General features: G+C 57.2%; 24 protein-coding genes. 11 read left to right on the top strand and 13 right to left on the bottom strand.

Translation table 11 applies throughout. The features are described 5' to 3' along the window. Window positions 1-2: 2 nt before the first annotated feature. The 4 genes from livG to ABRZ28_RS20965 all read right to left on the bottom strand — a co-directional run bounded on the left by livG (window position 3) and on the right by ABRZ28_RS20965 (window position 4,155). Window positions 3-773: a high-affinity branched-chain amino acid ABC transporter ATP-binding protein LivG gene (gene livG, locus ABRZ28_RS20980; RefSeq protein WP_319606124.1), complete on the bottom strand. Its 771-nt coding sequence runs from the start codon at window positions 771-773 to the stop codon at window positions 3-5. Then, window positions 770-2,041, bottom strand: coding sequence for a high-affinity branched-chain amino acid ABC transporter permease LivM (locus ABRZ28_RS20975; protein WP_319606123.1), 1,272 nt, complete (start codon window positions 2,039-2,041; stop codon window positions 770-772). The genes livG and ABRZ28_RS20975 overlap by 4 nt, the downstream gene beginning before the upstream one ends. Further along, window positions 2,038-2,964: a high-affinity branched-chain amino acid ABC transporter permease LivH gene (livH, locus tag ABRZ28_RS20970; RefSeq protein ID WP_319606122.1), complete on the bottom strand. Its 927-nt coding sequence runs from the start codon at window positions 2,962-2,964 to the stop codon at window positions 2,038-2,040. The genes ABRZ28_RS20975 and livH overlap by 4 nt, the downstream gene beginning before the upstream one ends. A gap of 78 nt (window positions 2,965-3,042) precedes the next feature. Continuing rightward, window positions 3,043-4,155: a branched-chain amino acid ABC transporter substrate-binding protein gene (locus ABRZ28_RS20965; protein ID WP_319606121.1), complete on the bottom strand. Its 1,113-nt coding sequence runs from the start codon at window positions 4,153-4,155 to the stop codon at window positions 3,043-3,045. Window positions 4,156-4,563: 408 nt separating this feature from the next. Here ABRZ28_RS20965 and panM point away from each other — a divergent pair, with 408 nt between their 5' ends. Then, entirely contained in the window at window positions 4,564-4,974 is a 411-nt protein-coding gene (gene panM, locus ABRZ28_RS20960) for an aspartate 1-decarboxylase autocleavage activator PanM (RefSeq protein ID WP_319606120.1), read from the top strand. Between the two features lie 60 nt (window positions 4,975-5,034). On the opposite strand, the gene rpoH is transcribed toward panM, so the two are convergent. The 4 genes from rpoH to ftsY form a co-directional block, all read right to left on the bottom strand. Beyond that, on the bottom strand, window positions 5,035-5,892 hold the full coding sequence (rpoH, locus tag ABRZ28_RS20955; RefSeq protein WP_319606119.1) for an RNA polymerase sigma factor RpoH: 858 nt from the start codon (window positions 5,890-5,892) through the stop codon (window positions 5,035-5,037). A 342-nt stretch (window positions 5,893-6,234) separates the two neighbouring features. Next, complete coding sequence (gene ftsX, locus ABRZ28_RS20950) at window positions 6,235-7,203, bottom strand: permease-like cell division protein FtsX (protein ID WP_330521415.1); 969 nt, start codon at window positions 7,201-7,203, stop codon at window positions 6,235-6,237. Continuing rightward, complete coding sequence (gene ftsE / locus ABRZ28_RS20945) at window positions 7,193-7,864, bottom strand: cell division ATP-binding protein FtsE (protein ID WP_319606117.1); 672 nt, start codon at window positions 7,862-7,864, stop codon at window positions 7,193-7,195. Before ftsE ends, ftsX begins: the two co-directional genes overlap by 11 nt. 5 nt (window positions 7,865-7,869) lie before the next feature. After that, window positions 7,870-9,261 carry a signal recognition particle-docking protein FtsY gene (ftsY, locus tag ABRZ28_RS20940; RefSeq protein ID WP_330521413.1) on the bottom strand — a complete coding sequence of 464 codons (1,392 nt, stop codon included), beginning with the start codon at window positions 9,259-9,261 and terminating at the stop codon, window positions 7,870-7,872. A 391-nt stretch (window positions 9,262-9,652) separates the two neighbouring features. Here ftsY and rsmD point away from each other — a divergent pair, with 391 nt between their 5' ends. Then, entirely contained in the window at window positions 9,653-10,228 is a 576-nt protein-coding gene (rsmD, locus tag ABRZ28_RS20935) for a 16S rRNA (guanine(966)-N(2))-methyltransferase (protein ID WP_319606115.1), read from the top strand. A 33-nt stretch (window positions 10,229-10,261) separates the two neighbouring features. Further along, the gene (locus tag ABRZ28_RS20930) at window positions 10,262-10,540 is read left to right on the top strand and encodes a DUF1145 family protein (RefSeq protein WP_319606140.1); all 279 of its coding nucleotides are present in this window, start codon (window positions 10,262-10,264) and stop codon (window positions 10,538-10,540) included. 3 nt (window positions 10,541-10,543) lie between these two features. Here the strand turns inward: ABRZ28_RS20930 and ABRZ28_RS20925 are convergent, their stop codons facing one another. Both ABRZ28_RS20925 and ABRZ28_RS20920 read right to left on the bottom strand, forming a co-directional pair. Continuing rightward, window positions 10,544-10,900: a DUF2500 domain-containing protein gene (locus ABRZ28_RS20925; protein WP_319606114.1), complete on the bottom strand. Its 357-nt coding sequence runs from the start codon at window positions 10,898-10,900 to the stop codon at window positions 10,544-10,546. A gap of 3 nt (window positions 10,901-10,903) precedes the next feature. Further along, on the bottom strand, window positions 10,904-11,224 hold the full coding sequence (locus ABRZ28_RS20920) for a DUF1820 family protein (protein ID WP_319606113.1): 321 nt from the start codon (window positions 11,222-11,224) through the stop codon (window positions 10,904-10,906). 246 nt (window positions 11,225-11,470) lie between these two features. Between ABRZ28_RS20920 and ABRZ28_RS20915 the strand changes: the two genes are divergently transcribed. Both ABRZ28_RS20915 and ABRZ28_RS20910 read left to right on the top strand, forming a co-directional pair. Further along, window positions 11,471-12,100, top strand: a complete 630-nt coding sequence (locus tag ABRZ28_RS20915) for a lysoplasmalogenase (RefSeq protein WP_319606112.1) — start codon at window positions 11,471-11,473, stop codon at window positions 12,098-12,100. 90 nt (window positions 12,101-12,190) lie between these two features. Further along, a complete protein-coding gene (locus tag ABRZ28_RS20910; protein WP_330521412.1) occupies window positions 12,191-14,482 on the top strand; it encodes a zinc/cadmium/mercury/lead-transporting ATPase in 2,292 nt (763 codons plus the stop codon). Between the two features lie 72 nt (window positions 14,483-14,554). Here ABRZ28_RS20910 and tusA read toward each other — a convergent pair whose 3' ends face one another. Next, entirely contained in the window at window positions 14,555-14,800 is a 246-nt protein-coding gene (tusA, locus tag ABRZ28_RS20905; protein ID WP_319606110.1) for a sulfurtransferase TusA, read from the bottom strand. A gap of 238 nt (window positions 14,801-15,038) precedes the next feature. Between tusA and ABRZ28_RS20900 the strand changes: the two genes are divergently transcribed. The 6 genes from ABRZ28_RS20900 (at window position 15,039) to ABRZ28_RS20875 (ending at window position 21,104) form a co-directional block, all read left to right on the top strand. Continuing rightward, entirely contained in the window at window positions 15,039-15,716 is a 678-nt protein-coding gene (locus ABRZ28_RS20900; RefSeq protein WP_319606109.1) for a 7-cyano-7-deazaguanine/7-aminomethyl-7-deazaguanine transporter, read from the top strand. Window positions 15,717-15,871: 155 nt separating this feature from the next. Further along, window positions 15,872-16,438, top strand: coding sequence for a DcrB family lipoprotein (locus tag ABRZ28_RS20895; RefSeq protein WP_319606108.1), 567 nt, complete (start codon window positions 15,872-15,874; stop codon window positions 16,436-16,438). Between the two features lie 187 nt (window positions 16,439-16,625). Continuing rightward, entirely contained in the window at window positions 16,626-17,813 is a 1,188-nt protein-coding gene (locus ABRZ28_RS20890) for a sugar transporter (RefSeq protein ID WP_319606107.1), read from the top strand. A gap of 29 nt (window positions 17,814-17,842) precedes the next feature. Next, window positions 17,843-18,745: a CDF family cation-efflux transporter FieF gene (gene fieF, locus ABRZ28_RS20885; RefSeq protein WP_319606106.1), complete on the top strand. Its 903-nt coding sequence runs from the start codon at window positions 17,843-17,845 to the stop codon at window positions 18,743-18,745. A gap of 256 nt (window positions 18,746-19,001) precedes the next feature. After that, window positions 19,002-19,964 (top strand): 6-phosphofructokinase, encoded by a 963-nt coding sequence (gene pfkA, locus ABRZ28_RS20880; protein WP_319606105.1) that lies wholly within the window; start codon window positions 19,002-19,004, stop codon window positions 19,962-19,964. Between the two features lie 219 nt (window positions 19,965-20,183). Next, window positions 20,184-21,104, top strand: a complete 921-nt coding sequence (locus tag ABRZ28_RS20875; RefSeq protein ID WP_319606104.1) for a LysR family transcriptional regulator — start codon at window positions 20,184-20,186, stop codon at window positions 21,102-21,104. Here the strand turns inward: ABRZ28_RS20875 and ABRZ28_RS20870 are convergent. Continuing rightward, a complete protein-coding gene (locus ABRZ28_RS20870; protein ID WP_319606103.1) occupies window positions 21,099-21,812 on the bottom strand; it encodes a DUF6250 domain-containing protein in 714 nt (237 codons plus the stop codon). The genes ABRZ28_RS20875 and ABRZ28_RS20870 overlap by 6 nt on opposite strands. A gap of 36 nt (window positions 21,813-21,848) precedes the next feature. Further along, complete coding sequence (locus ABRZ28_RS20865; protein ID WP_319606102.1) at window positions 21,849-24,629, bottom strand: exo-rhamnogalacturonan lyase family protein; 2,781 nt, start codon at window positions 24,627-24,629, stop codon at window positions 21,849-21,851. Between the last annotated feature and the right edge of the window lies 1 nt (window position 24,630).

Genomic DNA, 24,630 nt, shown 5'->3' with positions numbered 1-24,630 from the left:
CGTTATCCTTCGCCCAGATAAGCACGGATGACATCCGGGTTGTTACGAATTTCCGCCGGGGTTCCGTGGGCCAGCGGCGTTCCCTGATTGACGACGTAAATCCGATCGGAAATCCCCATCACCAGTTTCATATCGTGCTCAATCAGCAGCACGGAAACCTGATGGCGATCGCGCAGTTCGGCGATCAATTGATTCAACTCTTCGGTTTCTTTCGGATTAAGTCCGGCCGCAGGTTCATCCAGCATCAATAGCTCCGGGCGGGTCACCATACAGCGGGCGATTTCCAGCCGGCGCTGCTGACCATAAGCCAGATTGCCCGCCTGACGGTTGGCTAGCGCCAGTAGACCCACACGCTCCAGCCACTCGGCCGCGCGAGTCTGCGCATCCGCTTCTGCGCGTCGAAAGCCCGGCGTTTTCAGCAACCCGGCGAAGATGCCGCTTTTAAGATGCTGATGCTGCGCCACCAGCAGGTTTTCAATCACGGTCATTTCACGGAACAGCCGTACATGCTGGAAGGTGCGCACCACGCCCATGCGGGCGATTTTCTGTCCCGACAGGCCTTCCAGGTGCCGGTCGCGCAGCATGATGGTGCCGCCGGTGGGGCGGTAAAAACCGGTCAGGCAATTGAATACCGTGGTTTTCCCGGCGCCGTTCGGGCCGATAAGCGAGACAATCTCTCCCGCGTTTAAATCCAGTTCAACGTTGTTGACCGCCAGCAGACCGCCGAAACGCATCATCAGACCTCTGACGGATAGTAATGGCTGCGTACTCATGCCTGCTCTTCCTTCTCGCTTACTTTCAACTTCATCTGCGGGCGTTTCATCGGCAGCAGGCCTTGCGGGCGCCAAATCATCATCAATACCATCAACGCGCCCAGCAGCAGCATGCTGTATTCATTCAGATCGCGCATCAGCTCGCGCGACACCACCAGCAAGACGGCGGCGAGGATCACCGCGAACTGAGAGCCCATGCCGCCCAGCACCACAATCGCCAGTACAAATGCCGACTCGGCGAAGGTGAAGGATTCCGGGCTGACGAAGCCCTGACGGGCGGCAAACAGCGTGCCGGCGAAACCGGCGAACGCGGCGCTGATGGTAAAGGCCGTCAGCTTGATGCGCGTCGGGCTGAGTCCCAGCGAGCGGCAGGCGATTTCATCGTCGCGCAGCGCTTCCCAGGCGCGGCCCAGCGGCATACGCAGCAGGCGGTTGATCACAAACAGCGTCAGGATCACCAGCAGCAGCGCCACCAGATAGAGGAAAATAATGCGGTCGCCGGGGCTATAGGCCAGGCCGAAAAAGTTATGGAAGGTGTCCCAGCCGTCACGCGCGGTGCGGCTGAATTCCAGACCAAAGAGCGTCGGTTTGGGGATCTGGCTGATGCCGTTCGGGCCACCGGTGATTTCGGTGTTGTTCAGCAGCAGGATACGGACGATTTCGCCGAATCCCAGCGTCACGATGGCCAGATAGTCGCCGCGCAGGCGCAAGACCGGAAAGCCAAGCAGAAAGCCGGACAAGGCGGCGGTCATACCGGCCAGCGGCAGACTTTCCCAAAAGCCCAGTCCATAGTAATTGTTCAGCAGGGCATAGGTATAAGCGCCGATGGCATAAAAGCCGCCATAGCCCAACACCAGCAGGCCGGACAGCCCGACGACGACGTTTAATCCCAGCCCCAGCATGACGTAAATCAGGGTGAGGGTGGCGATATCCACCGTGCCGCGCGAGACCAGAAAAGGCCAGGCGATGGCGGCGATGATGAGCAGCGCCGCCAGCAGTTTCTGCCGGGGCGTGCTGCCGTCAAAGCTCGGCAACACCAGCGACGGGCCGGAAAACTTCTGCATGCTCTGCTGGATCAGCGGTCGGATTAACTGGAAGAAGAAAACGACCACGCAGCCGACCCCAATCCAGTGCCAGCGCACCTGATCGGCGCCCCGGACGACCAGTTTGGTGCCATCGAGCCCTAATTGCATGCCCATGATAAAGGTGGCCAGCACCAGCAGCATGAATGCGGACAGACAGGCATTGAGAAGATTGAGCTTTTTCATACTTTCTCAACCTCCGGACGACCAAGAATACCGGTGGGCATCACCAGCAGCACCGCGATCAACAGCGCGAAAGAGACCGCGTCTTTGTACTCGGTACTCAGATAGGCCGAGGTCAGCGCTTCCGCCACGCCCAGAATCAAGCCGCCGATCATCGCGCCGGGTATGCTGCCGATGCCGCCAAGCACCGCGGCGGTAAAGGCTTTCATCCCCGCCATGAAACCAATGTAAGGGTTAATCACCCCGTAGAACTGCCCCAGCAGCACGCCGGCCACCGCCGCCATCGCCGCGCCAATCACAAAGGTCAGCGAGATGACCCGGTCGGTGCTGATGCCCAGCAGGCTGGCCATTTTCAGGTCTTCGGCGCAGGCGCGACAGGCGCGGCCCATACGCGAGTAGCGAATAAACAGCGTCAGCGCCAGCATCGCCAGGAAGGTCACTACCCAGATGGTCAACTGCATGGTGCTGATCGTCGCGGCAAAACCATTGCTTTCGCCCAGCGTCCATTGTCCGGTAACCAGGCTCGGCAGCGCGACGTCGCGGGAGCCCTGGGTAAGACTGACGTAGTTTTGCAGGAAAATCGACATCCCGATGGCGGAAATCAGCGCGATCAGGCGCTTGGAGGTGCGCACCGGTTTATAGGCGACGCGCTCGATGCTCCAGCCGTAGGCGCTGGAAATCACCACGGCGGCGATAAACGCCACGCCGATTAATAACCAGCCCGCATCAATGCCCATCATCATCAGGGCGGCAATCACGATAAAAGAGACATAGCTACCGATCATATAAACTTCGCCGTGAGCAAAGTTAATCATGCCGATAATGCCGTAAACCATGGTGTAGCCAATGGCGATCAGCGCATAGGTGCTGCCCAACGTCAGGCCGTTGAACATCTGCTGAAGAAAATAGAGGAACTGCTCGGACATACCTTAACCTTAAATTCTGCCCCCGAGCCTTGCAGCACGGGGGCATCGGTATTGAGGGATTAATACAGCGTCGCTTGATTATTTCACTGCGTTGGACGTACCGTCTGCATGCCACTCAAACACACCAAACTCAAACCCTTTCAGGTCGCCTTTTTCATCCCAGCTCAATGGCCCCATGACGGTATCAACGGATTTGGCCTTCAGATCGGCCGCCAGTTCTTCCGGTTCCATGCTGCCGCTACGCTGCATGGAGGTCGTCAGGGATTGTATGGCGGCATAGGTGGTCCAGATGAACGGGCCGCTCGGATCCAGTTTTTTCGCTTTCAGCGCATCGACGACCGGCTGGTTGGCGGGAACCTGATCGTAACGTTTGGGCAACGTAACCAGCATCCCTTCGGACGCGGCGCCGGCGATGTTGGACAGGGATGAGTTACCCACGCCTTCCGGCCCCATAAATTTGGTGTCCATACCCGCCTGACGGGCCTGACGTAAAATCTGGCCCATTTCCGGGTAGTAACCGCCAAAGTAAACGAAATCCACGTTTTCTTTCTTCAAGCGAGCGACCAGCGTAGAGAAATCTTTATCGCCCGCCGTCACGCCTTCAAACAGCACCACGTTGGCGCCGGCTTTTTTCAGGTTATCCTGAACCGCGCGGGCCAGACCTTCACCGTATTGTTGTTTATCATGTACAACGGCGATACGCTGAGGTTTAATCGTATCGGTAATGTATTTCGCGGCGGTTGGACCCTGATCGGAATCAAGACCGGTGGTGCGCAGCACCAGATTGTAGCCGCGAGTGGTCAGGTCTGCGTTGGTCGCGGCCGGCGTAATCATGATCACGCCTTCTTCTTCGTAAATATCAGACGCAGGCTGGGTGGAGGAAGAACACAAATGACCGATCACATAGCGAATGCCGTCATTGATCACTTTGTTCGCAACGGCGACGGCCTGTTTCGGATCGCACGCGTCGTCGTATTCAACGCCAACCAGCTTATTCCCGTTTACGCCGCCTTTGGCATTGATATCGGCAATGGCCTGTCGCGCGCCAATGAACTCCATATCGCCATATTGCGCGACCGGACCGGACATCGCCCCGACAACCGCGATTTTGAGATCCGCAGCGTTTGCGGCCTGACTCATGGCGAGCGCCATACACCCCATCAGCAATGCTTTACCTTGACTAAATTTCATCCGTTTACCCTATGTATCGTTATTATGGATACTGTCGAAAAATTGACGGCCCTTTGCCATAAGATAACCTTTTTCCCAATGTACCAGAATAGCTTGGGTGTTTTATTCGCAAATTTTTCTAATAAGTCTTTATTTTTCATATCATTAGTCGGGAGCTTTATGCTGGACGTCAAGGCGGGCCGGCAGAAATAAGATGTGTCGGCAGCATAAAATACTAGATTTAAAATCCATAATTTGTTTTATATGTAGTGGCTTGTGCTGTATTGCGCGTTGAGCGATGACGTTTTACTCGGAAAGCGGGTCAATCAAAAAAATATTTTCCTTGTTAACTGTAATGAACGCATTGTGTAACTGTTTGATTACAAATTAGATGTATTATTTTTCACTCATTTAACGGAGTGCTTGTAAATGAAATTAACCGTTGAACGTCTCACCGTATTCAGCCCCCAGGATAAAATCGATCTCGCTAAGATCTGGCCGCATCAACATATTGAGCTGCTGGAAAAAGAGCTTACGCCGGAGCGGCGTTTATTCGTCGCTCGTTTTAACGACCGGCTGTTGGCGGCGGTGTTGGTGGAGATCAAAGGAGAATATGCCCAACTGAACGATCTTATGGTGCGCGTCGAGACCCGAAGACGCGGCGTAGGTCTGTATTTGGTGGAAGAAACGCGCAGGGCGTTGCCCGAGGCCAGGGAATGGTGGCTGGTGACGGCCGATCACGCGACGGTAAATGAGTCTGTGCTGGGGAAATTTATGATCAGCTGCGGTTTCTCACCGGTATCCGGCGGTTGGCGCTATATCAAGAATGAAAATCAGTGAAGGCGGAAAACAAAACGACCGGGCAAAGGCGCCGGTCGTTGGAGGGCTAATGCGCGATGATCAGGCTTCTATCGCCGCTCGCAGCTTTTTCATGGCGTTCTTTTCCAGCTGACGCACACGTTCCGCGGATACGCCGTACCGATCGGCCAGTTCCTGCAATGTCGATTTGTTGTCATCGTCCAGCCAACGCGCGCGGATAATATGCTGACTGCGCTCATCCAGGCCTTCCAATGCATAGGTCAGTTTATCCGCAGCATGGTGTTCCCAGTTGTCTTCCTCAATGCCGTCGGCGAAATCAGACGATTTATCCTGTAGATACAGCATCGGCGACATGGCTTTGCCATCGTGCGTTTCTTCGTCCGGCGTCGGATCGAAGGTCATATCCTGCGCCGCCATGCGGGATTCCATCTCAAGCACATCTTTGCTGGTTACGCCCAGTTCACGGGCCACCAGTTCGACTTCTTCCTGATTAAACCAGCCAAGACGCTGTTTGGATTTACGCAGATTGAAAAACAGCTTACGCTGCGCTTTGGTGGTCGCGACTTTCACAATACGCCAGTTGCGCAGCACATATTCATGAATTTCAGCCTTAATCCAATGCACGGCAAAGGAAACCAGACGCACACCCACTTCAGGATTAAAACGGCGTACCGCTTTCATCAGGCCGATGTTGCCTTCCTGAATCAGATCCGCCTGCGGCAGGCCGTAGCCGGCATAATTACGGGCTACATGAATAACAAAACGCAGGTGCGACAGGATAAGCTGCTTAGCGGCTTCCAGATCGCCCTGATAATGCAGCCGTTCAGCCAGAGCCCGCTCTTCCTCCGCCGTTAGCATCGGATAGGCATTGGCGGCTCGAATATAACCTTCCAGACTGCCTTGGGGAACTAAGGTGAAAGTTTGCATATCTTTGGTCATCCAACCTCTCTCATGACTAGGTTTATGCGATGCTTCTTACTTGAGAAGACCGCTCATGCGATTGCCAACACACGCTAATATTATGACAAGTCGCGGTTACTCCGACGTTTTGCGGCAATTGGGATGAAACCTATTCGCTAAAAATTCGTCGCAGTATTTACTGTATTCAGACTGTGACTTTTCTCACAAGTTCCCCAATTTTATCCATCTTATTTAACATATCAAGATGAATCGCCACTGAGAAAATGATCGGGTCGGCGGAAACGAAAAAACGTGGCGGCCGAGGGAAATTCCCTTGTGCATACAGCCTGATGCACAAGGAAGAATTATAGCAAAAAAAGATTACTCTGGTGTAAAGCGACGTAAATGTTGGACGGTTGCCAGCCACGCGGCCAGCCAGCCAATCATCGCGGCGATCAGCAGCAGCAACAGCGCTTCATCCCAACTGAGTCCTTTGACCGCAAACGTCGTGCCGAAGACCGATGCGACCTGGGCGACGACCGCATCAAGCCGCCACACCAACGCCTGGGACAGGATTAACGACAATACGGCGCCCGCAAATCCCATAACGGCGCCGCCGTTGAGGAAAGGCCGCAGAATAAAGCCGTCCGTCGCGCCGATCAGCTTCATGACGTTAATGGTTTCCCGGCGGCTGAAAATGCTCAGGCGCACGCTGTTGCCGATCACCAGGAACACGGCAATCACCATTAAGACGCCAATGGTCGCGGAAATCTGCCCCACCAGGCTGGTGAGGGCCACCAGCCGGGCAAACCAGCTGTCGTCCATACGCACTTCATCCACGCCCTGGGTCTCGGCGACCCGATCGCGCAGCGTCGTCAGGCTTTCCTCGCTCTGGAAGGTCATTTTCGGCGTAATGATGGCGACCGCCGGCAACGGATTTTCCTCCAGCATATCCAGCGCGCCGCCAAAGCCCGACCAGTTACGGAATTCGCCCATCGCCTCATTGCGCGACAGATAATTGACTTTTTCGACCCCGTCTTCCGACTGCAACTGAGTAATCACCGCCTGTGCGGCGTTGTCGTCCAGGGATTTATCCAGATAGACGGTTAGCTGAGGCGTGGGATACCACTGCGCGGCGGCCTGACTGACGTTTTTCCACACCAGATAACAGATGCTGGGCAACGCCAGAGAGATGGCTATCACCATAACGGTTAATAGCGTCGCCAGCGGCTGACGCAGCATATCGGCCAGCGTATTCATCCACGCGTAACGCCACTGTTCCTGCCAGCCGCCGCGCAGCGACCTGGCCTTCGAACCCGGTTTTTTCGCATTACGGGTATTATTCGCCATGATGGTTTCCCCCAATCATGCGGCCGTTGGACAGCGTCAACACCCGGTAATTTCGTCGGGATATCAGCCCGGTATCGTGGGTCGCCATCAATACGGTGACGCCCACCCGGTTGAACTCTTCAAACAGGCGGAGGATGCCTTCGGACAGCGCATCATCCAGATTACCGGTCGGTTCGTCCGCCAGCAGCACCGCGGGTTTGTTGACCACCGCCCGCGCAATGCCGACGCGCTGCTGTTCCCCGCCGGAGAGCTGGATAGGGTAGTTGCGGGCTTTGTCCAGCAATCCCACCTTATCAAGCGCGGCGGAGACCCGGCGGCGAATGTCTTCGCTGCTGGCGCCGGCGATGATGAGCGGCATCGCCACGTTGTCGTAAACGGTGCGTTCCATCAGCAGATGGTGATCCTGAAAGATCATGCCGATCTGGCGGCGCAGAAACGGCACTTCACGCTTTTTTAAGCGGCTGATGTTGTGTCCGCCAAACAGAATCTGACCTGCGCTGGGACGTTCAATACCGCAAATCAGCTTCAGCAGGGTGCTTTTCCCCGCGCCGGAATGGCCCGTCAGGAAGGCCATTTCCGCCGGGCGCAGATGAAAATCCACCCCCTGCAATGCCTGACGTCCGCCGAGATAAGCTTTACTGACCTGTTCAAAGCGAATCATCCGTTTTAATCCTCACGGGCAAAAAGTGCCTCAATAAAATCGTCGGCCTTAAACGGCCGCAAATCTTCGATACCTTCGCCGACCCCGATATAGCGAATGGGAATGCCAAACTGGTCGGCGATAGCGAAAATCACCCCGCCCTTGGCGGTACCATCGAGTTTGGTCAGCGAGATCCCCGTCAGGCCGACCGCCTCGTTGAAAAGCTTCGCCTGACTCACCGCGTTTTGTCCGGTGCTGGCGTCCAGCGTCAGCATGACTTCATGCGGGGCTTCTTCATCCAGCTTTTTCATCACGCGCACAATCTTCTTCAACTCTTCCATCAGGTGAGCCTTGTTCTGCAAGCGGCCCGCGGTATCGGCGATCAGGACGTCCACGCCCCGGGCCTTCGCCGCCTGGATGGCATCGAAAATGACGGAAGCCGAGTCGGCGCCGGTATGCTGCGCCACCACCGCCACATTGTTGCGCTGACCCCAGACCTGAAGCTGTTCAACCGCCGCCGCGCGGAACGTATCCCCCGCCGCCAGCATCACGGATTTGCCCTGAGCCTGAAATTGCCGCGCCATTTTGCCGATAGTGGTGGTTTTCCCCACGCCGTTGACGCCGACCATCAGGATAACGTAGGGCGTTTTGCCCTCGATATTCAGCGGCTCGTCAACTTTAGCAAGTATTGTCGCCATTTCTTCTTTCAGCTTGGCAAAAAGCGTATCCGCATCTTTCAGTTGCTTACGGTTGGCGTGTTCCGTCAGGCTGGCAATGATCTTGCGCGTGGTGTCGACGCCGACATCGGCAATCAGCAACTGCTCTTCCAGCTCTTCAAACAGATCATCGTCGATTTTCTTGCCGCGAAACAATCCGATAAATCCTGAACCCAGATTCTGGCGGGTTTTCACCAGACTGCGTTTCAGGCGCGCAAAGAAGCCTTCCCGGGTCGGCCGCTCCTGTTCGTGCATGGCCGGCGCGTCATGCACGAACTGGCGCGCGTCTTCCGCTTCATCCTCAACGGCTGGCTCATCTTCCTTCGTCAGCGCCGTTTGGGCCGGAACCGCGCTATCCTCGTCTTGCTTTGCTTCTTCGTCTGCGTGCGGCGTTGCAACGACCGCGACCTCTGCCGCCGGCGCGATCTCTTCCGCCGGCGCGCTTGCCCGCGTCAGTGTTTCCTCTTCGGCTTCCTCTGCGACTTGAGGCGCGGGCGGCTGTTCGGCCGGTTCCTGGTTTTCCAGGGGTTCCGCCACGGACGTTTCCTGCTCCGCGGCCGGATGGGGCTCGACATCGGCGGCGGGCTCAGCGACCGGCGTCTCAGGAATTTCGGACTTCTCTTGCGGTTGCTGTTGTTCTTCTTCCTGGCGGCCTAGTCCGAGCCAGGAAAAAAAACCGCGCTTTTTCTTCTCTTTTGCCATCTTGCAATCGCGCTCCACGCCGCTCGCCGCGGCGAATAAATAATTAAAACCAATCAGATCGTTGACAATCTTATCGCCGCTTATCGGACTTCTCGGACTTCGCCGGTAAACTCAAACCAATCTATTTTGACGATAAACAACGAGTTTAACACTTTCCTGTCGACAGCAACATGCAGCCGGAGACGGCAATGACGGACTCTCTCGGTAACGAAGTATGTCAACGCGCGCACTGACGTCGTCGAGGCCGGTTTCACCGGCGCGCGTTTCAATATGCGAGGCGTCGGCACGCCATAAATCTATTGGGTATATGCCTTAAGCGCCGTTAGAATAGCGCTTAAATCTCCTGACCTTACTGTGCCGACCGTCTGGCGCAGCAACCAATACATGAGCTATGGCTAAAAAAAATGCATCGTCGGCCGCCGGGCAGATCCGAATTATCGGTGGTCAGTGGCGCGGCAGAAAACTCCCCGTTCCTGCGAGTCCCGGCTTAAGGCCGACCACCGATCGCGTGCGTGAAACCTTGTTCAACTGGCTGGCGCCGGTTATTCAGCAGTCGCGCTGCCTGGATTGTTTCGCCGGCAGCGGCGCGCTGGGGCTGGAGGCGCTGTCGCGCTACGCCGCGCACGCCACATTGCTGGAAAGGGAGCGTGGCGTGGCGCAGCAATTAACGCAAAATCTGACGCTGCTGCGGGCGGAAAACGCCTGCGTCGTTAATACTGATACCCTGCAATGGCTGGCTCAGGCCGGCGAACCGTTTGATGTGGTGTTTCTCGACCCGCCGTTCCGTAAAGATTTATTGAACAATACGGTATCGCTGCTGGAACGGCAGGGCTGGTTAGCGCCGGACGCCTGGATCTATGTGGAAACCGAGGCCGAGAACGCGCAACTGGCGATTCCGGACAACTGGCGGCTGCACCGGGAAAAGATCGCCGGTCAGGTGGCGTACCGTTTATATCTCCGTCAATAATCATCGTAGAGAAAAGACAATAAGGGGAACATGATGATATGGATTAATCTTGGCCGATTATTGATGCTGGGAATATGGGGTATTCTGATCTTTAACCTGATTCAGCCCTTTCCCCGACCGCTGAATATCTTTATGACGGTGGCGATGATATTCACGCTCCTGATGCACGGCTTCCAACTGCTGTTGCTCAGGGCCAGCCAGCCCAAGGACAGCCCGGCGCTGAGTCAGGCGCTTCAGGCGCGTATTTTCCTGTTCGGGGTGTTTGAACTGCTCGCCTGGCAGAAAAAGCTGCCGAAACAAGCGAAAAAGTAACGGTTATCGCTCACCGGGCCGAAAGCCGACAAAGCGCGTACCCTTGACCTGCAACATGCCCCGCATATCTTTATCGAGCCGGTTGTAATCGGCCTTATCGAGTCGCAGCGCGATCGCGGGGCCGCCGTTCAGCGGCTGAAACGTGGCCTCATAAAACATGCTTTCTACCCGGTAGTCGCTATCGCGAGGCCGGGTGCGGGCGCGTGGAAATTCACGCTTGGCCGTTATTTGCGCCGATATCGTCTGTAGCACAGCCGCATCATTGCGCGCTTCCTGATTGCGCTGTTGCTGATATTGGCGCCAGGCCAGCACCGCAATCAGCGCCAGAGCCAGTATCAGCAGCGGGTGGAAATCACGCATACGTCAGGTTTTTTTGCCGGGAAGATAAGGGAAATGCGTGACGTTATCGCCTAATTCGGAGATGCGCGCGCTGCCTTTTTCCGTCACCGCATCAATGCGGATCACGGCCTGTAAAGGAATAAAGCTGCGGCTGACGCCGGAAAATTCGGTTTTCAGCTTTTCGGTGGACGGATCAATCAGTACCGTTGATTGGCTGTCGAAGACGAAATCGGCAATTTCAATAAAACCAAACAGATTGCTTGATACCAATTCACGCACATAAAGCTGGTAGTTTTTACCATTATTCATGAACTGAATACGATAAAGTGCGGGTTCATTGCTCATTCAACCATATTCTCCTTCAAGCTAATTGCATGCGCCAATCCACGGTCCAAACGGGTCGATAACATAGCATGAAGCACCGGTATGCGCATCTGTCTCGCCTGATGTTGTTGATCCTTACCCCGATCCCCTACACTTGAAGGTATCAGGCTATGGATGCCGCAGCGGATTATTACTCAGGATACGCATAAAACGAAAACTGATTCCGGGCTTCGATCCGGCTTGTCTACTACAGAATAAGGATAATCTATGCTTTGGTCGTTTATTGCCGTGCTTTTTTCCGGTTGGTTATACGTTGACGCCAGCTACCGTGGTCCGGTCTGGCAGCGCTGGCTGTTTAAACCCGTTACCTTGTTATTATTGCTGGCGTTGGCCTGGCAAACGCCGCTGCTGAGCGTGCCGGGTTACCTGATCGTGGTCGGGCTATTGGCGACGCTGGCGGCCGATACGCTGATGTTGCTGCCGACACAGCGCCTGCTTTATGCGTTCGGCGCCTATTTTGTTTCGCATCTGCTCTATACCATCAGTTTTTTCACCAGTCAGACGACACTCACCTTTTTCTGGCCGCTGGCGTTGGCGCTGATCATTCTGGCGGCGCTTCTGATCGTAACCGTCTGGAGCCGTCTTGGGGCGCAGCGTTGGCCGGCGTGCGCGTTTATCCTGATGACGACGGTGATGGTGTGGGTCGCCGGCGAACGTTATTTCGCCCTCGGCACGGATTATAACTTCTCTCTGCTGGCCGGCGCCGCGCTGCTGTTTATCGCTCACGCGGCCTGGTTTATCCACCACTACCGAATAAATTTTCGCGCCCATCAGGCCATTGTGGCGGCGTGCTATTTCGGCGGACATTTCTTAATCGTTCGTTCCCTCTATTTTTAGCGTCGGCGGGGGTGCGAAACGCTGGATCGGCCTGATATGACGGTGTAAAGTCTCCGATGAGAATCACTATCATCAATACAGGAGGAAGGTATGCATTCTCATCACCATCACGGCGCTGAAAAGTCAGCATGCTGCCATGAGCACGCCCTTCATTCGTCACGCGCGCAAAAAAGCTGTTGCGCCGTAAAACATGCGCCGGGCGCGGTTGCCGATACCGGTCGGGGCGCGGATCAAAGCCCGTCGGAAAGCAGCGACAACGCCGATTCGGACGATCCCGACGGCGACAGACCGTCGCTATGCCAACGTTTTAGCTGGAAAATCAGCGGGATGGATTGTCCCAGCTGCGCCCGAAAAATTGAAAATGCTCTAAGAAATGTTACCGGAATAGAACAGGCCAAAGTGCTGTTCGCCACCGAAAAACTGGTCGTCGACGCCCGCAATGATGTCCGTCCGCAGGTGCAGAGCGCCGTTCAACAGGTCGGTTTCGCCTTGCATGATCTTGCCCCGCAAGCGCCTCTTTCTCCTGATTCACGCCGTTTTATCCATGAATATGGTTTCCTGATCCTTTTTACGTTGCTGGCGACGGCAAGCTGGGGACTTTCCCTGCTGAATGCGTCCGGCGGACAAATCGTTTTTATCGCCACCACCATCGTGGGTCTGGTGCCGATAGTGAAAAAAGCGTCGCGGCTGATCCGTTCCGGTACGCCTTTCGCGATTGAAACGCTGATGAGCGTGGCGTCTATCGGGGCGTTGCTGATTGGCGCGGCGGCTGAAGCCACGTTCGTCCTGCTGCTTTTCATGTTGGGCGAGCAGTTGGAATCCTATGCGGCCAATCGCGCGCGGCGCGGCGTCACCGCGTTAATGGCGCTGCTCCCTGAAGAAGCCACGGTGATCCGCAATGAGCGGCGTTTCAGCGTGCCGGTCGCCAGTCTGTCGCCCGGCGATGTGATTGAGGTGGCGCCCGGCGGCCGCCTGCCCGCCGATGCGGAACTGCTCGCCGCGGAAGCCAGTTTTGATGAGAGCGCATTAACCGGAGAGTCGGCGCCCGTTGAGCGCGAACCGGGCGAGAAGGTGGCGGCCGGCAGCCTGTGCGTCGACCGCAATGTGCGGTTGCGCGTGGTGTCGCAGCCGGGTGACAGCGCCATCGATCGTATTCTGCAATTGATCGAAGAAGCGGAAGAGCGCCGTGCGCCGATAGAGCGTTTCCTCGATCGCTTCAGCCGTTACTACACGCCGGCCATCATGCTGCTGTCGCTGCTGGTTATCGTGATCCCGCCGTTATTGCTGGGCCAGCCCTGGCAGGAATGGATTTATCGCGGGCTGACGTTATTGCTCATTGGCTGCCCCTGCGCGCTGGTGATCTCTACCCCGGCGGCGATTACCTCCGGCCTGGCGGCGGCGACCCGACAGGGCGCGCTAATCAAAGGCGGGGCGGCGCTGGAGCTGCTGGGCGGCATTCGCGCGGTTGCGTTTGATAAAACCGGCACCTTAACCGAGGGGAAACCGCAGGTTACGGATATTTTACCCGCCGCGGGCATCAGCGAGGCCGCTCTGCTGGCGCGCACCGCCGCGATAGAGTCCGGTTCACACCATCCGCTGGCGAAAGCCATCGTGCAGCGGGCGCTGGCGGCGAGTCCGTTTTTACCGGTCGCGGATAATCGCCGCGCGCTGGCGGGCATCGGCGTTGAGGGGACGATTGCCGGCAAACGCCTTCAGGTTAGTTCTCCGGCCAAGCTGCCGGCGGATACGCTGGATGCCGACTGGCGTCAGCGCGTCGCGGCGTTGGAAAATGAAGGGAAAACGGTGGTGGTCGTGCATGAAGAACGCCTGGTGATTGGCGTGCTGGCGTTGCGCGATACATTACGTCACGACGCCGGCGCCGCGCTGAACGCATTACGGGCGCTGAATATACGCTGCATTATGCTGACCGGCGATAATCCCCGGGCGGCGGCGGCGATAGCGAACGATCTGGGCATCGATTATCGCGCCGGTCTGCTGCCGGCGGATAAAGTGGCGGCGGTCAGCGAGCTTAATCAGCGGCACCCCACGGCGATGGTGGGCGACGGCATTAACGACGCCCCGGCCATGAAAGCGGCCACGATAGGGATTGCGATGGGCAGCGGCACCGACGTCGCGCTGGAGACGGCGGACGCCGCGTTAACCCACAGCCGCCTGAATGGATTGGCCATGATGATCCGGCTATCGCGGGCCACCCATCGTAATATTCGTCAGAATATTACCATTGCGCTTGGGCTGAAGGCTCTGTTTCTGATCACCAGCGTGCTGGGGATCACCGGTCTGTGGTTGGCGGTGCTGGCGGATTCCGGCGCCACGGCATTGGTCACGGCCAACGCCCTGCGGTTGCTGAAAAAGCGGGATTAATCCTCGGGTTGACGCCCGGCTCCACGGGCGTCATGACGCGGGCCGCGTCTGCTGCATCGCGCGGCCAGGGAATCAACCCCCTTTGCGCAGTAAATAGCGATAGGGCAATTGCTCGATTGCCTGCGCCAGCAGGTGATGCTCCATATAACGGCAGAATCCGGGAATATCGCGGGTGGTCGCCGGATCGTCCGCCAGGATCAGCAGCGTTTGTCCGGTTTCCATTTGGCGTACCGCCTTGCGCACCATCATCACGGGCTCGGGGCAGCGCAGTCCCTGTGCGTCAAGGGTTTTATCGGGATTGGCGAAAGGATCGGTCATCAACGTTCTCTGTGATTAGCGGGTAATAAAAAAACCGCCATAGTTTACGCCGTGGATTTTCAGGCGCAAGCGACGACAACGTTTGCGCAAAAAACAACCATTGCATTGCCGGCGTAAATGCGTATCATGCGCCCGCGCCGTAATAAAAAACCGCCGCCCGCGGCGTTCCAGAAGGATGGCGGGCAAGGCAAGACGATTCTTGGGTTCCCTCACCCCAATAACCAAAAAGGTCACATATATGTATCGATTTACTCCCCAACAGCGGCTGACGGCGCTGGTATGGCTTTCGTTATTTCACATCCTGATCATTACTTCCAGTAATTATCTGGTTCAGCTCCCGGTATCGATTTTCGGTTTTCATACCACCTGGGGGGCTTTCACCTTTCCGTTTATTTTTCTGGCGACCGACCTGACCGTACGGATTTTCGGCGCGCCGCTGGCTCGTCGCATCATTCTGACCGTGATGTTGCCCGCGCTGCTGGTTTCGTATCTGGTCTCCGTGCTGTTCTATCAGGGATCATGGCAATCGTTCAGCGCGTTGGGGCAGGTAAACATTGTGGTTGCCCGCATCGCCAGCGCCAGTTTCATGGCGTACGTGCTGGGGCAAATTCTGGATGTACACGTTTTCAACCGGCTGCGGCAGCGCAACGCCTGGTGGGTGGCCCCGGCGGCATCCACCGTCTTCGGCAACTTCAGCGATACGCTGGCCTTTTTCTTTATCGCCTTTTATCGCAGCAGCGATCCTTTTATGGCTGCCAATTGGATTGAAATCGCCCTGGTGGACTACACTTTCAAACTGCTGATAAGCATGCTTTTCTTCCTGCCGATGTATGGCGTGATGCTGAATATGGTGCTCAAGCGTCTGAGTGAGCAACCGCTCGACATGCCAGGCTTATCCGTTGCGAACCGCCGCTAAACGCGGTTTTGCCTTTGCCGCCCGCAGACGGCGGCGAAACACGGCATCGCCAGAGGCCCGGATTTATGGTTTGTGACAACAAACCGCTTGTTTTTACATACAGAATAGCGTGCGATAATGTCTTAATCTGTTCCAACGAAAAGAAAGGGAACCCTATGCCGAATGTGGTGAAATATCTCGGAATGAGTCTGCTGGTCGTCATGCTTGCCGCCTGTGACGGCAAGACGGAAGATAGCGCGGCGGCGCCAGCGCAGGATAAACCGGCGGCGGAAGCCTCGGCGGGCGTGGCTGTCGAGCTGATGGCGGGCAAGATCGCCTTTACCCTGCCTGCGGATATGAGCGATCAAAGCGGTAAACTGGGTACTCAGGCAAACAATATGCACGTTTACGCCAACGAAAGCGGACAAAAAGCGGTGATCGTGATTTTGGGCGACAACACCACGGAAGCGCTGCCGGTGTTGACGAAACGTCTGGAAGATCAGCAACGTGAGCGCGATGCCAACCTTCAGGTGGTGACCAACAAATCCATTGCGGTGGATGGCAAGGAAATGCAGCAGTTGGACAGCATTATCACCAGCAGCGGACAGCAGGCCTATTCATCCGTGGTGCTGGGAAAAGTGGACGATAAGCTGCTGATCCTGCAAATTACGCTGCCGGCCGGCGACCAGCAGCAGGCCCAGAGCGATGCGGAAAACATCATTCGCACTTTGAAGTTGAAATAGTCAGACGACCACGATCCCCGCGCGCTGATGCCGCTGCGGGGTATGGCCCGGCGGGTTGGAAATAATCGGTTATTGATTACAGTTTGACATCAGAGCGTTATAATTTTCCAGCAATCTTAAGGCTTCGCGTAATCCCCTCATTGAGCTGATTTTCGCATTCTTCCATTTTAACTTTTGATATCAACATATGACTCGTTCTCCCCGATCGACCGCATGGTTGCGAGTTGTCAGCCTTGCTCTGGCAGCATTCATTTTCAACACCGCCGAATTTGTCCCTGTCGCTCTCTTATCTGATATCGCCGTCAGCTTTTCGATGAGCGAGGCCCAGGTAGGGCTGATTATTACCATCTATGCCTGGGTGGTCGGTCTGATGTCGCTGCCGTTTATGTTGCTTTCCAGCAAGATGGAGCGGCGCGGGTTATTAATTAAAGTTTTTATTCTGTTCGCCGCCAGTAATTTTTTATCCGGCGTGGCGTGGAATTTTTGGGTATTGGTGATCGCCCGTGTCGGCGTGGCGCTGTCTCATGCGATTTTTTGGTCGATCACCGCCTCGCTGGCCGTGCGTCTGGCGCCTCACGGCAGAAAAGCGCAGGCGCTGAGCTTGCTGGCGACCGGCACCGCGCTGGCGATGGTGCTGGGCCTGCCGTTAGGCCGATTGGTCGGCCAGTATTTAGGCTGGCGCAGCACGTTTTCGATTATCGGGATTGTGGCTTGCGCGGTGATGCTGGTGATGATGAAGCTGCTGCCTGTATTGCCCAGCCTTCACGCCGGCTCGTTAAAAAGCGTACCCGAGCTGTTTAAACGCCCGGCGTTGCTTTGCGTTTACGGATTAACGGTGGTGATCGTCACCGCGCATTTTACCGCTTACAGCTATATCGAACCCTTTGTACAGAAGGTGGCGATGCTGAGCGACGGTTTTATTACCGCGCTGCTGCTGTTATTCGGCGGCGCCGGGATTATCGGCAGCATGCTGTTCAGCCGCTATAGCAGTAAGTATCCAACCGCTTTCCTGACCACGGCTATCGGACTATTGCCCCTGTGCCTGATCCTGTTATTGCCGCTTTCCTTCAATAACATCGCGTTGGCGCTGTTATGTTGTGTCTGGGGGATCGCGATTATGGCGATAGGGCTGAGTATGCAGGTCAAGGTTATGACGCTGGCGCCCGATGCGACCGATGTCGCCATGTCCCTCTTTTCCGGTATTTACAATGTGGGGATCGGCGGCGGCGCGCTGCTGGGTAATCAGGTGATTACGCATATGAGCCTGTCGGATATTGGTTTCATCGGCGCGGCCTTAGGCGTGATCGCGTTGGGATGGTGCGTTTGGATCTTCAAGCGCTATGCTCTAGTTTTAAACAATACCGTCATCAATTAAAGGTGGTTTCGGGTTTGAATAGGAGCGTTATGAATTCGCAATACACGCGTCTTGTCACCCTGGCGGCTATCGGGGCGACGACCGTGGCGTGTCTGTTGTTTGTCATGAAGCTGTTCGCCTGGTGGTATACCGGTTCGGTGAGCCTGCTGGCGTCATTGGTGGATTCTCTGGTTGATATCGGCGCGTCGCTGGTGAATCTTCTGGTGGTGCGCTACTCGCTTCAGCCCGCGGATTCCAAGCATACCTTTGGCCATGGGAAGGCCGAATCGCTGGCCGCGCTGGCGCAAAGTATGTTTATCGCCGGCTCCGCGTTGTTTCTTATTCTGACGGGTTTGCAGCATATGGTGACGCCTCATACGCTAAGTTCGCCGGAGATAGGGATCTGGGTGACGGTTATCGCCCTGGCGTCAACGTTGTTGCTGGTGTCATTCCAGCGTTGGGTGGTTAAGCACACCTATAGCCAGGCCGTGCGGGCGGATATGCTGCACTATCAGTCCGACCTGCTGATGTACGGGGCGATTTTGGCGGCATTGGTATTGAGCTGGTATGGGATGACGCATGCCGATGCCCTTTTTGCGCTGGGCATCGGCGCTTATATTCTGTACAGTGCGCTGCGTATGGGATATGAAGCCGTGCAGTCGCTGCTGGATCGCGCGCTGCCGGATGAAGAGCGCGACGCTATCGTCAGGATTATTGCGGGCTGGCCGGGGATCCGCGGCGCGCACGATTTGCGCACCCGCCGGTCCGGGCCGACCCGGTTCATCCAATTGCATCTGGAAATGGATGATGCGCTGCCGCTGGTGCAGTCACACCAGATTGCCGATGACGTAGAACAGGCATTGCTTAAACAATTTCCGGGTTCTGATGTGCTTATCCATCAGGATCCGGTTTCGTCAGTGCCGGAAGCGCAACGGGGGATGTTGAATGTGTAGTCCGTCCCTGTTCCGGGTGACTGTCGGTCGCTTCCGAGACGGCGGTGAAAAAATTATTGCGTAATTTAGCCTGACCTGAATCAATTCAGCGGCGGGTATTTGTTATAATATGCTTTATTAAAAATTAGAGGGAGGCTGTCGATAACATCCGTAGGTTTTCAAGTGACCAACGCTTGAAAAAACGAACGGAACAATCGGCAGTCAATTTTCGATAGAAGAATCCTGCGAATTTACATCTACAAGTCCAGAGGTTGTCATGATTAAAAAAATCGGAGTATTGACCAGTGGTGGCGATGCACCCGGCATGAATGCGGCAATTCGCGGCGTGGTGCGAGCTGCGCTGACGGAAGGGTTGGAAGTTTTCGGTATTTATGACGGCTATCTGGGGTTGTATGAGAATCGGATGGTGCAGTTGGATCGCTATAGCGTGTCGGACGTCATCAACCGCGGCGGCACTTTCCTCGGATCGGCGCGTTTTCCCGAATTCCGGGAGGATAACATCCGTGAAGTCGCCGTGCAGAATATGCGGGACCAGGGGCTTGACGCGCTGGTGGTTATCGGCGGCGACGGTTCCTACATGGGGGCCAAGCGTCTGACGGAAATGGGTTTCCCCTGTATCGGTCTGCCCGGCACCATTGATAACGACGTCGCCGGCACCGACTACACCATCGGTTATTTCACCGCGCTGGAAACGGTATTGGAAGCGATTGACCGCCTGCGCGACACCTCTTCATCGCACCAGCGTATTTCCATCGTGGAAGTGATGGGGCGCCACTGCGGCGATTTGACCCTGGCGGCGGCGATTGCCGGCGGCTGCGAGTTCATCGTCCTGCCGGAAGTGGAGTTCAGTCCGAAAGATTTGGTGGAAGAGATCAAAGTCGGCATCGACAAGGGTAAAAAACACGCCATCGTCGCCATTACCGAGCACATTTGCAATATTAGCGAACTGGCTAAATATATCGAGAAAGAGACCGGTCGCGAAACGCGTCCCACGGTGCTGGGGCATATTCAGCGCGGCGGTTCTCCGGTGGCTTATGACCGTATTCTGGCTTCCCGTATGGGCGCGTATTCAATCGAACTGCTGCTACAGGGTTATGGCGGCCGCTGCGTGGGTATCCAGAATGAAAAACTGGTGCATCATGATATTATCGATGCCATTGAGAACATGAAGCGTCCCTTCAAGAAAGACTGGCTGGATACGGCTAAGAAACTGTTCTAATCCCACACGACGCTTTTACCTGAATCAAAATCCCGCCGCCATCGGCGGGATTTTTAACGCCTTGATTTTGCTGTTCGTCGGGAAAACACCTCGCCGTCAGGCGGCAATATATAACTGTAAGATATATAAAAAAGGCATTTATTATTTTTTGCCCGCCTCCAAAGCTGTTAGCCTGCAAATTACCCTCTCTCACCTTTATCAGTCTGCCCACTCGCCGCTATGAATATCGATCTTCGCCAGTTGCGCCACTTTATCGCCTTGATTGAGCATCGCAATTTCACGTCGGCGGCGCAGGCGACCAAACTTTCCCAGTCGGCGTTCAGCCGCAGCATCCAGTCGCTGGAACAAACCATCGGCGCTCGTCTGATCGACCGTAATAACCAACTGGAGCCCACCCCCAAGGGGCTGATCGTGCTGGAACATGCGCGCCGTCTGATTAATCAGACTCACGATCTGTTCAACGACGTACAGCAGTTCAATGGCAAAGAGGCCGGAGAGGTACACTTTGGCTGCGGTCCCGCGCCGGCGGCCTGGCTGATGCCGCAGGTGATAGGCGCCTTTTCCCGCCAGTATCCCAAGGTAAGGATGGTGTTTCGCGTCGATAACTGGCAGGCGCTGGGCCACCGGCTGGCGGCGGAAGAGCTGGGGTTTATCGTGGCGGATACGCGCAATTTTGAATTCGACGCCCGCTATCAGGTGAGGCCGTTGAGCCAGCACCGCTGGGGATTCTGCTGTCGCGAAGGACACCCTTTGGCGGCGTTTGACGAGATCACCGTCGACCAGCTGTTCGCCTATCCGCTGGCGGCCACCATTCGCCCGCCCAATCTTCATCGCGCGCTGGTGCAACTCAGCGGCAAGCAGGACATTCGCACCAGCATTGAGTGTGAAAACGGCTATAGCCTGCTGGATGTGGTGCGCCATTCGGACGCCATCGGCACCACAAATCATTTCCACATACCGAAACAGCAGGGTATTCACATGTTGAAAATCGCCGGTCTGGATGATGACGCCGATGAGTTTTATACCCACTACGGCGTCATCTGTCTGGCGGACGCCCGCCTGCCGCTGCTGGCACGCAAACTGATTGACACTTTCACGCAGGTCGATCACGACCTGCATGGCTCTACGGCATCATTATAACGGCGTAACGCTGAAATCACTGATGGCGTGCCGCGAGTACACGGTACGAAAACCGAAATAACCCGGCGCGGGCGCCGTCGGATACGCGGCGCGAAAGTAGAGGACGTCATCCACCAGAAAGCGGGTTTCATGGCGATCGACCTCAATAGCCACCCGATAACGATGATTGGGCCGCAGCAGATGGTCGGCGTCGGTATATTCTCCCAGCAGCGCGCGTTCCCCCTGTCCGTTGTAGTAACGAAAGCGCGTGGTGCTGTTCCAGTTGCCGCCCATGCCGACATAGTATAAATCCAGATTGTCGTACTCACTCAGTTGACCGCGGCGCGTGAAAAGGTTGGCGCGGGCCGGATCGCGCGCCGCCCAGAACTGGTTGAGATCGGACAGGCGATCGTGCGGTCCGTCGGCCACCAGCACTTCGCGTACAAAGGCGATGCGGTAGGCGCCGGCAAGCGGCGCGTCGAGCCAGAGCGTTAGCCCGGCCGCGCTTTCCAGCGTCAGGCGTTCGGCATCGGCCTGGATGACGGTGCGCTGGGGATCTTCCTGTTCCACCCGCCAGAGACAGGGCTGACCACGCTGGTCGGTTGACCAGGCGAGCGCATAACGATGCGGATCCGCCGTTGCTTCGCGTTCGTTATCTCCGCCGGCCTGATGCGTTTCCTGGAGTGAAGACAATAGGGTGGTGCTTTCAGTGCAACCTGAATACGTCATTTTGATGTCCTGTTAATCTCCGCCTGCCCGGCGGAATCAATGTGAGGAAGGGATATCGTCTAATAAGGCCAGCAGGGCGATGGCCGCCAACCCCCACTGCGCCACGGCGTTTGTGGCCAGATTGGACGCGATGGCGCTGTCCGAATGTTTGTCGATCAACGCGTCGACAACGGCCTCATCAACCGGGTAGAGCGTCTCGGGCGGCGCAATGCGCCGCAGCTCGCTGCCCGGATTGGCAATGCCGCCGCTGCCGTCGTTAAACTCCGTCCAGGCCCGCTGCGCCAGCGCCCGATCGCGCAGACGCCAGGCGGCGAAGGCGGTCAGCCGGGCGTGGCCCTGCGCCAGATTCAATTTCTTCACGGGTTTGCCGACAACGGCGCTTAACGCGACGGGGTCATTGTAGAGTCGGCAGTAATCGAGCCAGGCGCGGGTAAAGGCAGGATCCGGCAGCACCTCAAGCAGTTCGCCGGCGATCTCCGCCAGGCCGAAGACGGCGCTCAGGTGGGAGATCGCTACCTGATCCGGCGGCGCGGGGGAAAAGCGGCCGCTGTCCGGATCGAATTCGGCGCCGCCGGTGAAAAAGCCGTGAGGCTGGGCGGCGATGGTTTGCATGCTATTCAGCAGGCGTTCGCGCATCGTCGGATCGCCGTGCCGCTCCCAGGCCGTCAGCCAGGCCGCCGCCACGGCGCCCCAGTCGGTGCCGAAATAGAGGCTGACGTGTTGCGGCGCGGCGGGTAGGGTCTGTCCGATCTTGCGGCCGGGTACCACGTCGCGCAAAGTGCGTACGCCTTCGATCTGCTCATCCATCAGTTCGCCGATACGTTCGTCGGCGGTGAGGTAGTAGAGAAAACGGCGGTTGGCCGCGGTGGAGATCCTAAGCTGTTTGGCGCTGTCTCCCCAGTGACGCACGTTGTGCCGCGAGCCCAAAGGACGGAAGCGCCCCAGATGGTAAACGTCCACCTCGCCGGTATGGCGGGTCATGGCTTCCGCCATGCGAAACGCCTCCGCCCGGCCGCTGTGCAGGAAGTAGTGCCACAGCCACAGGTCGGTGCTGAGCTCCGAGTTATCCCAGGCATAGCCCCCGACGTCATACCGCCAGACGTGACGGTCGCTGTCATAGGTGTGCATCACGTCGCCAAAGTCCCAGAAGCCGTACCATTTGCGCTGTTCCACCTCCTGGCGATAGAAATCGAAATACCAGTCCAACTGGTTTTCCAACTGCGCGCGTTGCGGCGTGGGGGCCGAGGCTGAGGCCGGGGCCCATAGCGGGCCGAACGCCCTGGCGCGGGACAGATCCTGCGCCTGCGCCACCAGCAGCGGGGGATGTTGCATGCGCTGCGCCAGCGCGACGAAACCGGCGTTGTCCGGCGTGGCGGAGAGGATATCGATAAACAGCTCGCTGGTGCGGGCCACGCCGAGCGGCGAGGTAAAGCCGGGTTCGTAATCCTCGTAGGTGATCTCCAGCCCTTCCCGTTGCGCGGCGAAGGTATCCTGCCCCAGACCGTCGTGGTAGAAGCGCATATCCATCGGTTCCGCCGTGGGCGACCACAGCCATAGCGTCACCGTCGCAAGGGCGGTGTGGGCGTTATTAATCTCCAGGCAGGCCGGGTAGCTCTGCCAGAAATTGCGGATGCCGAACGCCACGCCGCCCTGCGGCGTACCCAGATAGCCGACGCCCGCCGCCCGATCGCCGGTGGCGGACAGCAGCCAGCCTTGCCCTTCTTTGGTCCGTTTATGGATCTGAAAACCATCGGGGTGATGTTGCGTCAGCCGATAGCTGCCGAACGCCGGGATATGGTGTAGCCGTTTTCCCACCGTCGGGGGAAATTCCGCTACCGGCGGCGTCGCTTTGCCGCTCAACTGCGCGTCGATAACGGCGGCGCCGGCATCCCGACGCAACCCGGTAAGGCCGCGCACCGCTTCGCGGAACACGCCGCCCCGATCGGAGGCGAAGCGCACATGGCGATCGTGCAGTTCCCCCTGCAAAGGGATGTCGAACGCCAGTCCCAATCCTTTCAGACTTTGGTGTGGGTCATCGTGGTCATAGATCAGGGTATGCACCACGCGTAGCGACGCGGAGTCGGCGTAGCCATACAGCCGAATGACAAATGGTATATGGGTGACGCCCTGCCGCTGACGATGATGATGGGCGCCGCGCAGCGCGATAACCGTGCGTTGCGGCCCGCGCTGCTCCACCGTCACCGTCTCGACCTGGCCCTGATACTCATCCAGCGTCAGCACCGTATCGGTCTCCGCGCCGGCCTGCACGCGTAGTACCAGCCGCCCGTGCGTCAATGCCAACCGCCGGTCCTGCCAGATTTCCTCAATCAGATGGGGGCCGGATTTGGGGATCAGGCAGCGAATACGGCCGGTATCCACCGTCCATCCGCGATCGTTCTCGCCGACCATCTCCGCCGCGCGGACGGACGCGGGCGGGGCGGGCCGCAGCGTCAGCTTTTCACCGGGCGGCTGCTGGCCTCCCAGCGCGTGGGCCGACCACTTGATGGAGCCGTCCGGCCAGCGGGCGAGGGGCCAGCTTTGCAGCGAATAGGCGCGCTGCTGCCCGTCGCTCAGTTGGAAATCGCTGTCGCCGCGCACCTGTCCTTGCGGCCAGGGAACGCCCCAGGTGACGCCGGCGAAAGAATGCGGAGCCTGTCCGTCCAGCCAGCGCAGGCGCACCTGCGGCGCGGTGGCGGCGTGCGTGGTATTGCCCATCGATGCGGCGGGCGCCGCCGCGCTTTTCCACAACGGCGTCGATAGCGCCAGCAATGTGCCGTCGCGCAGGAAACGCCGGCGTGAATAGGAGATCTTGCTCATC

This window comes from Brenneria sp. g21c3 (assembly GCF_040240345.1).
Taxonomy (GTDB): Bacteria; Pseudomonadota; Gammaproteobacteria; order Enterobacterales; family Enterobacteriaceae; genus Brenneria.
The sequence above is the reverse complement of the archived record's forward strand: the minus strand, read 5'-3'. Positions and strand labels throughout refer to the sequence as shown.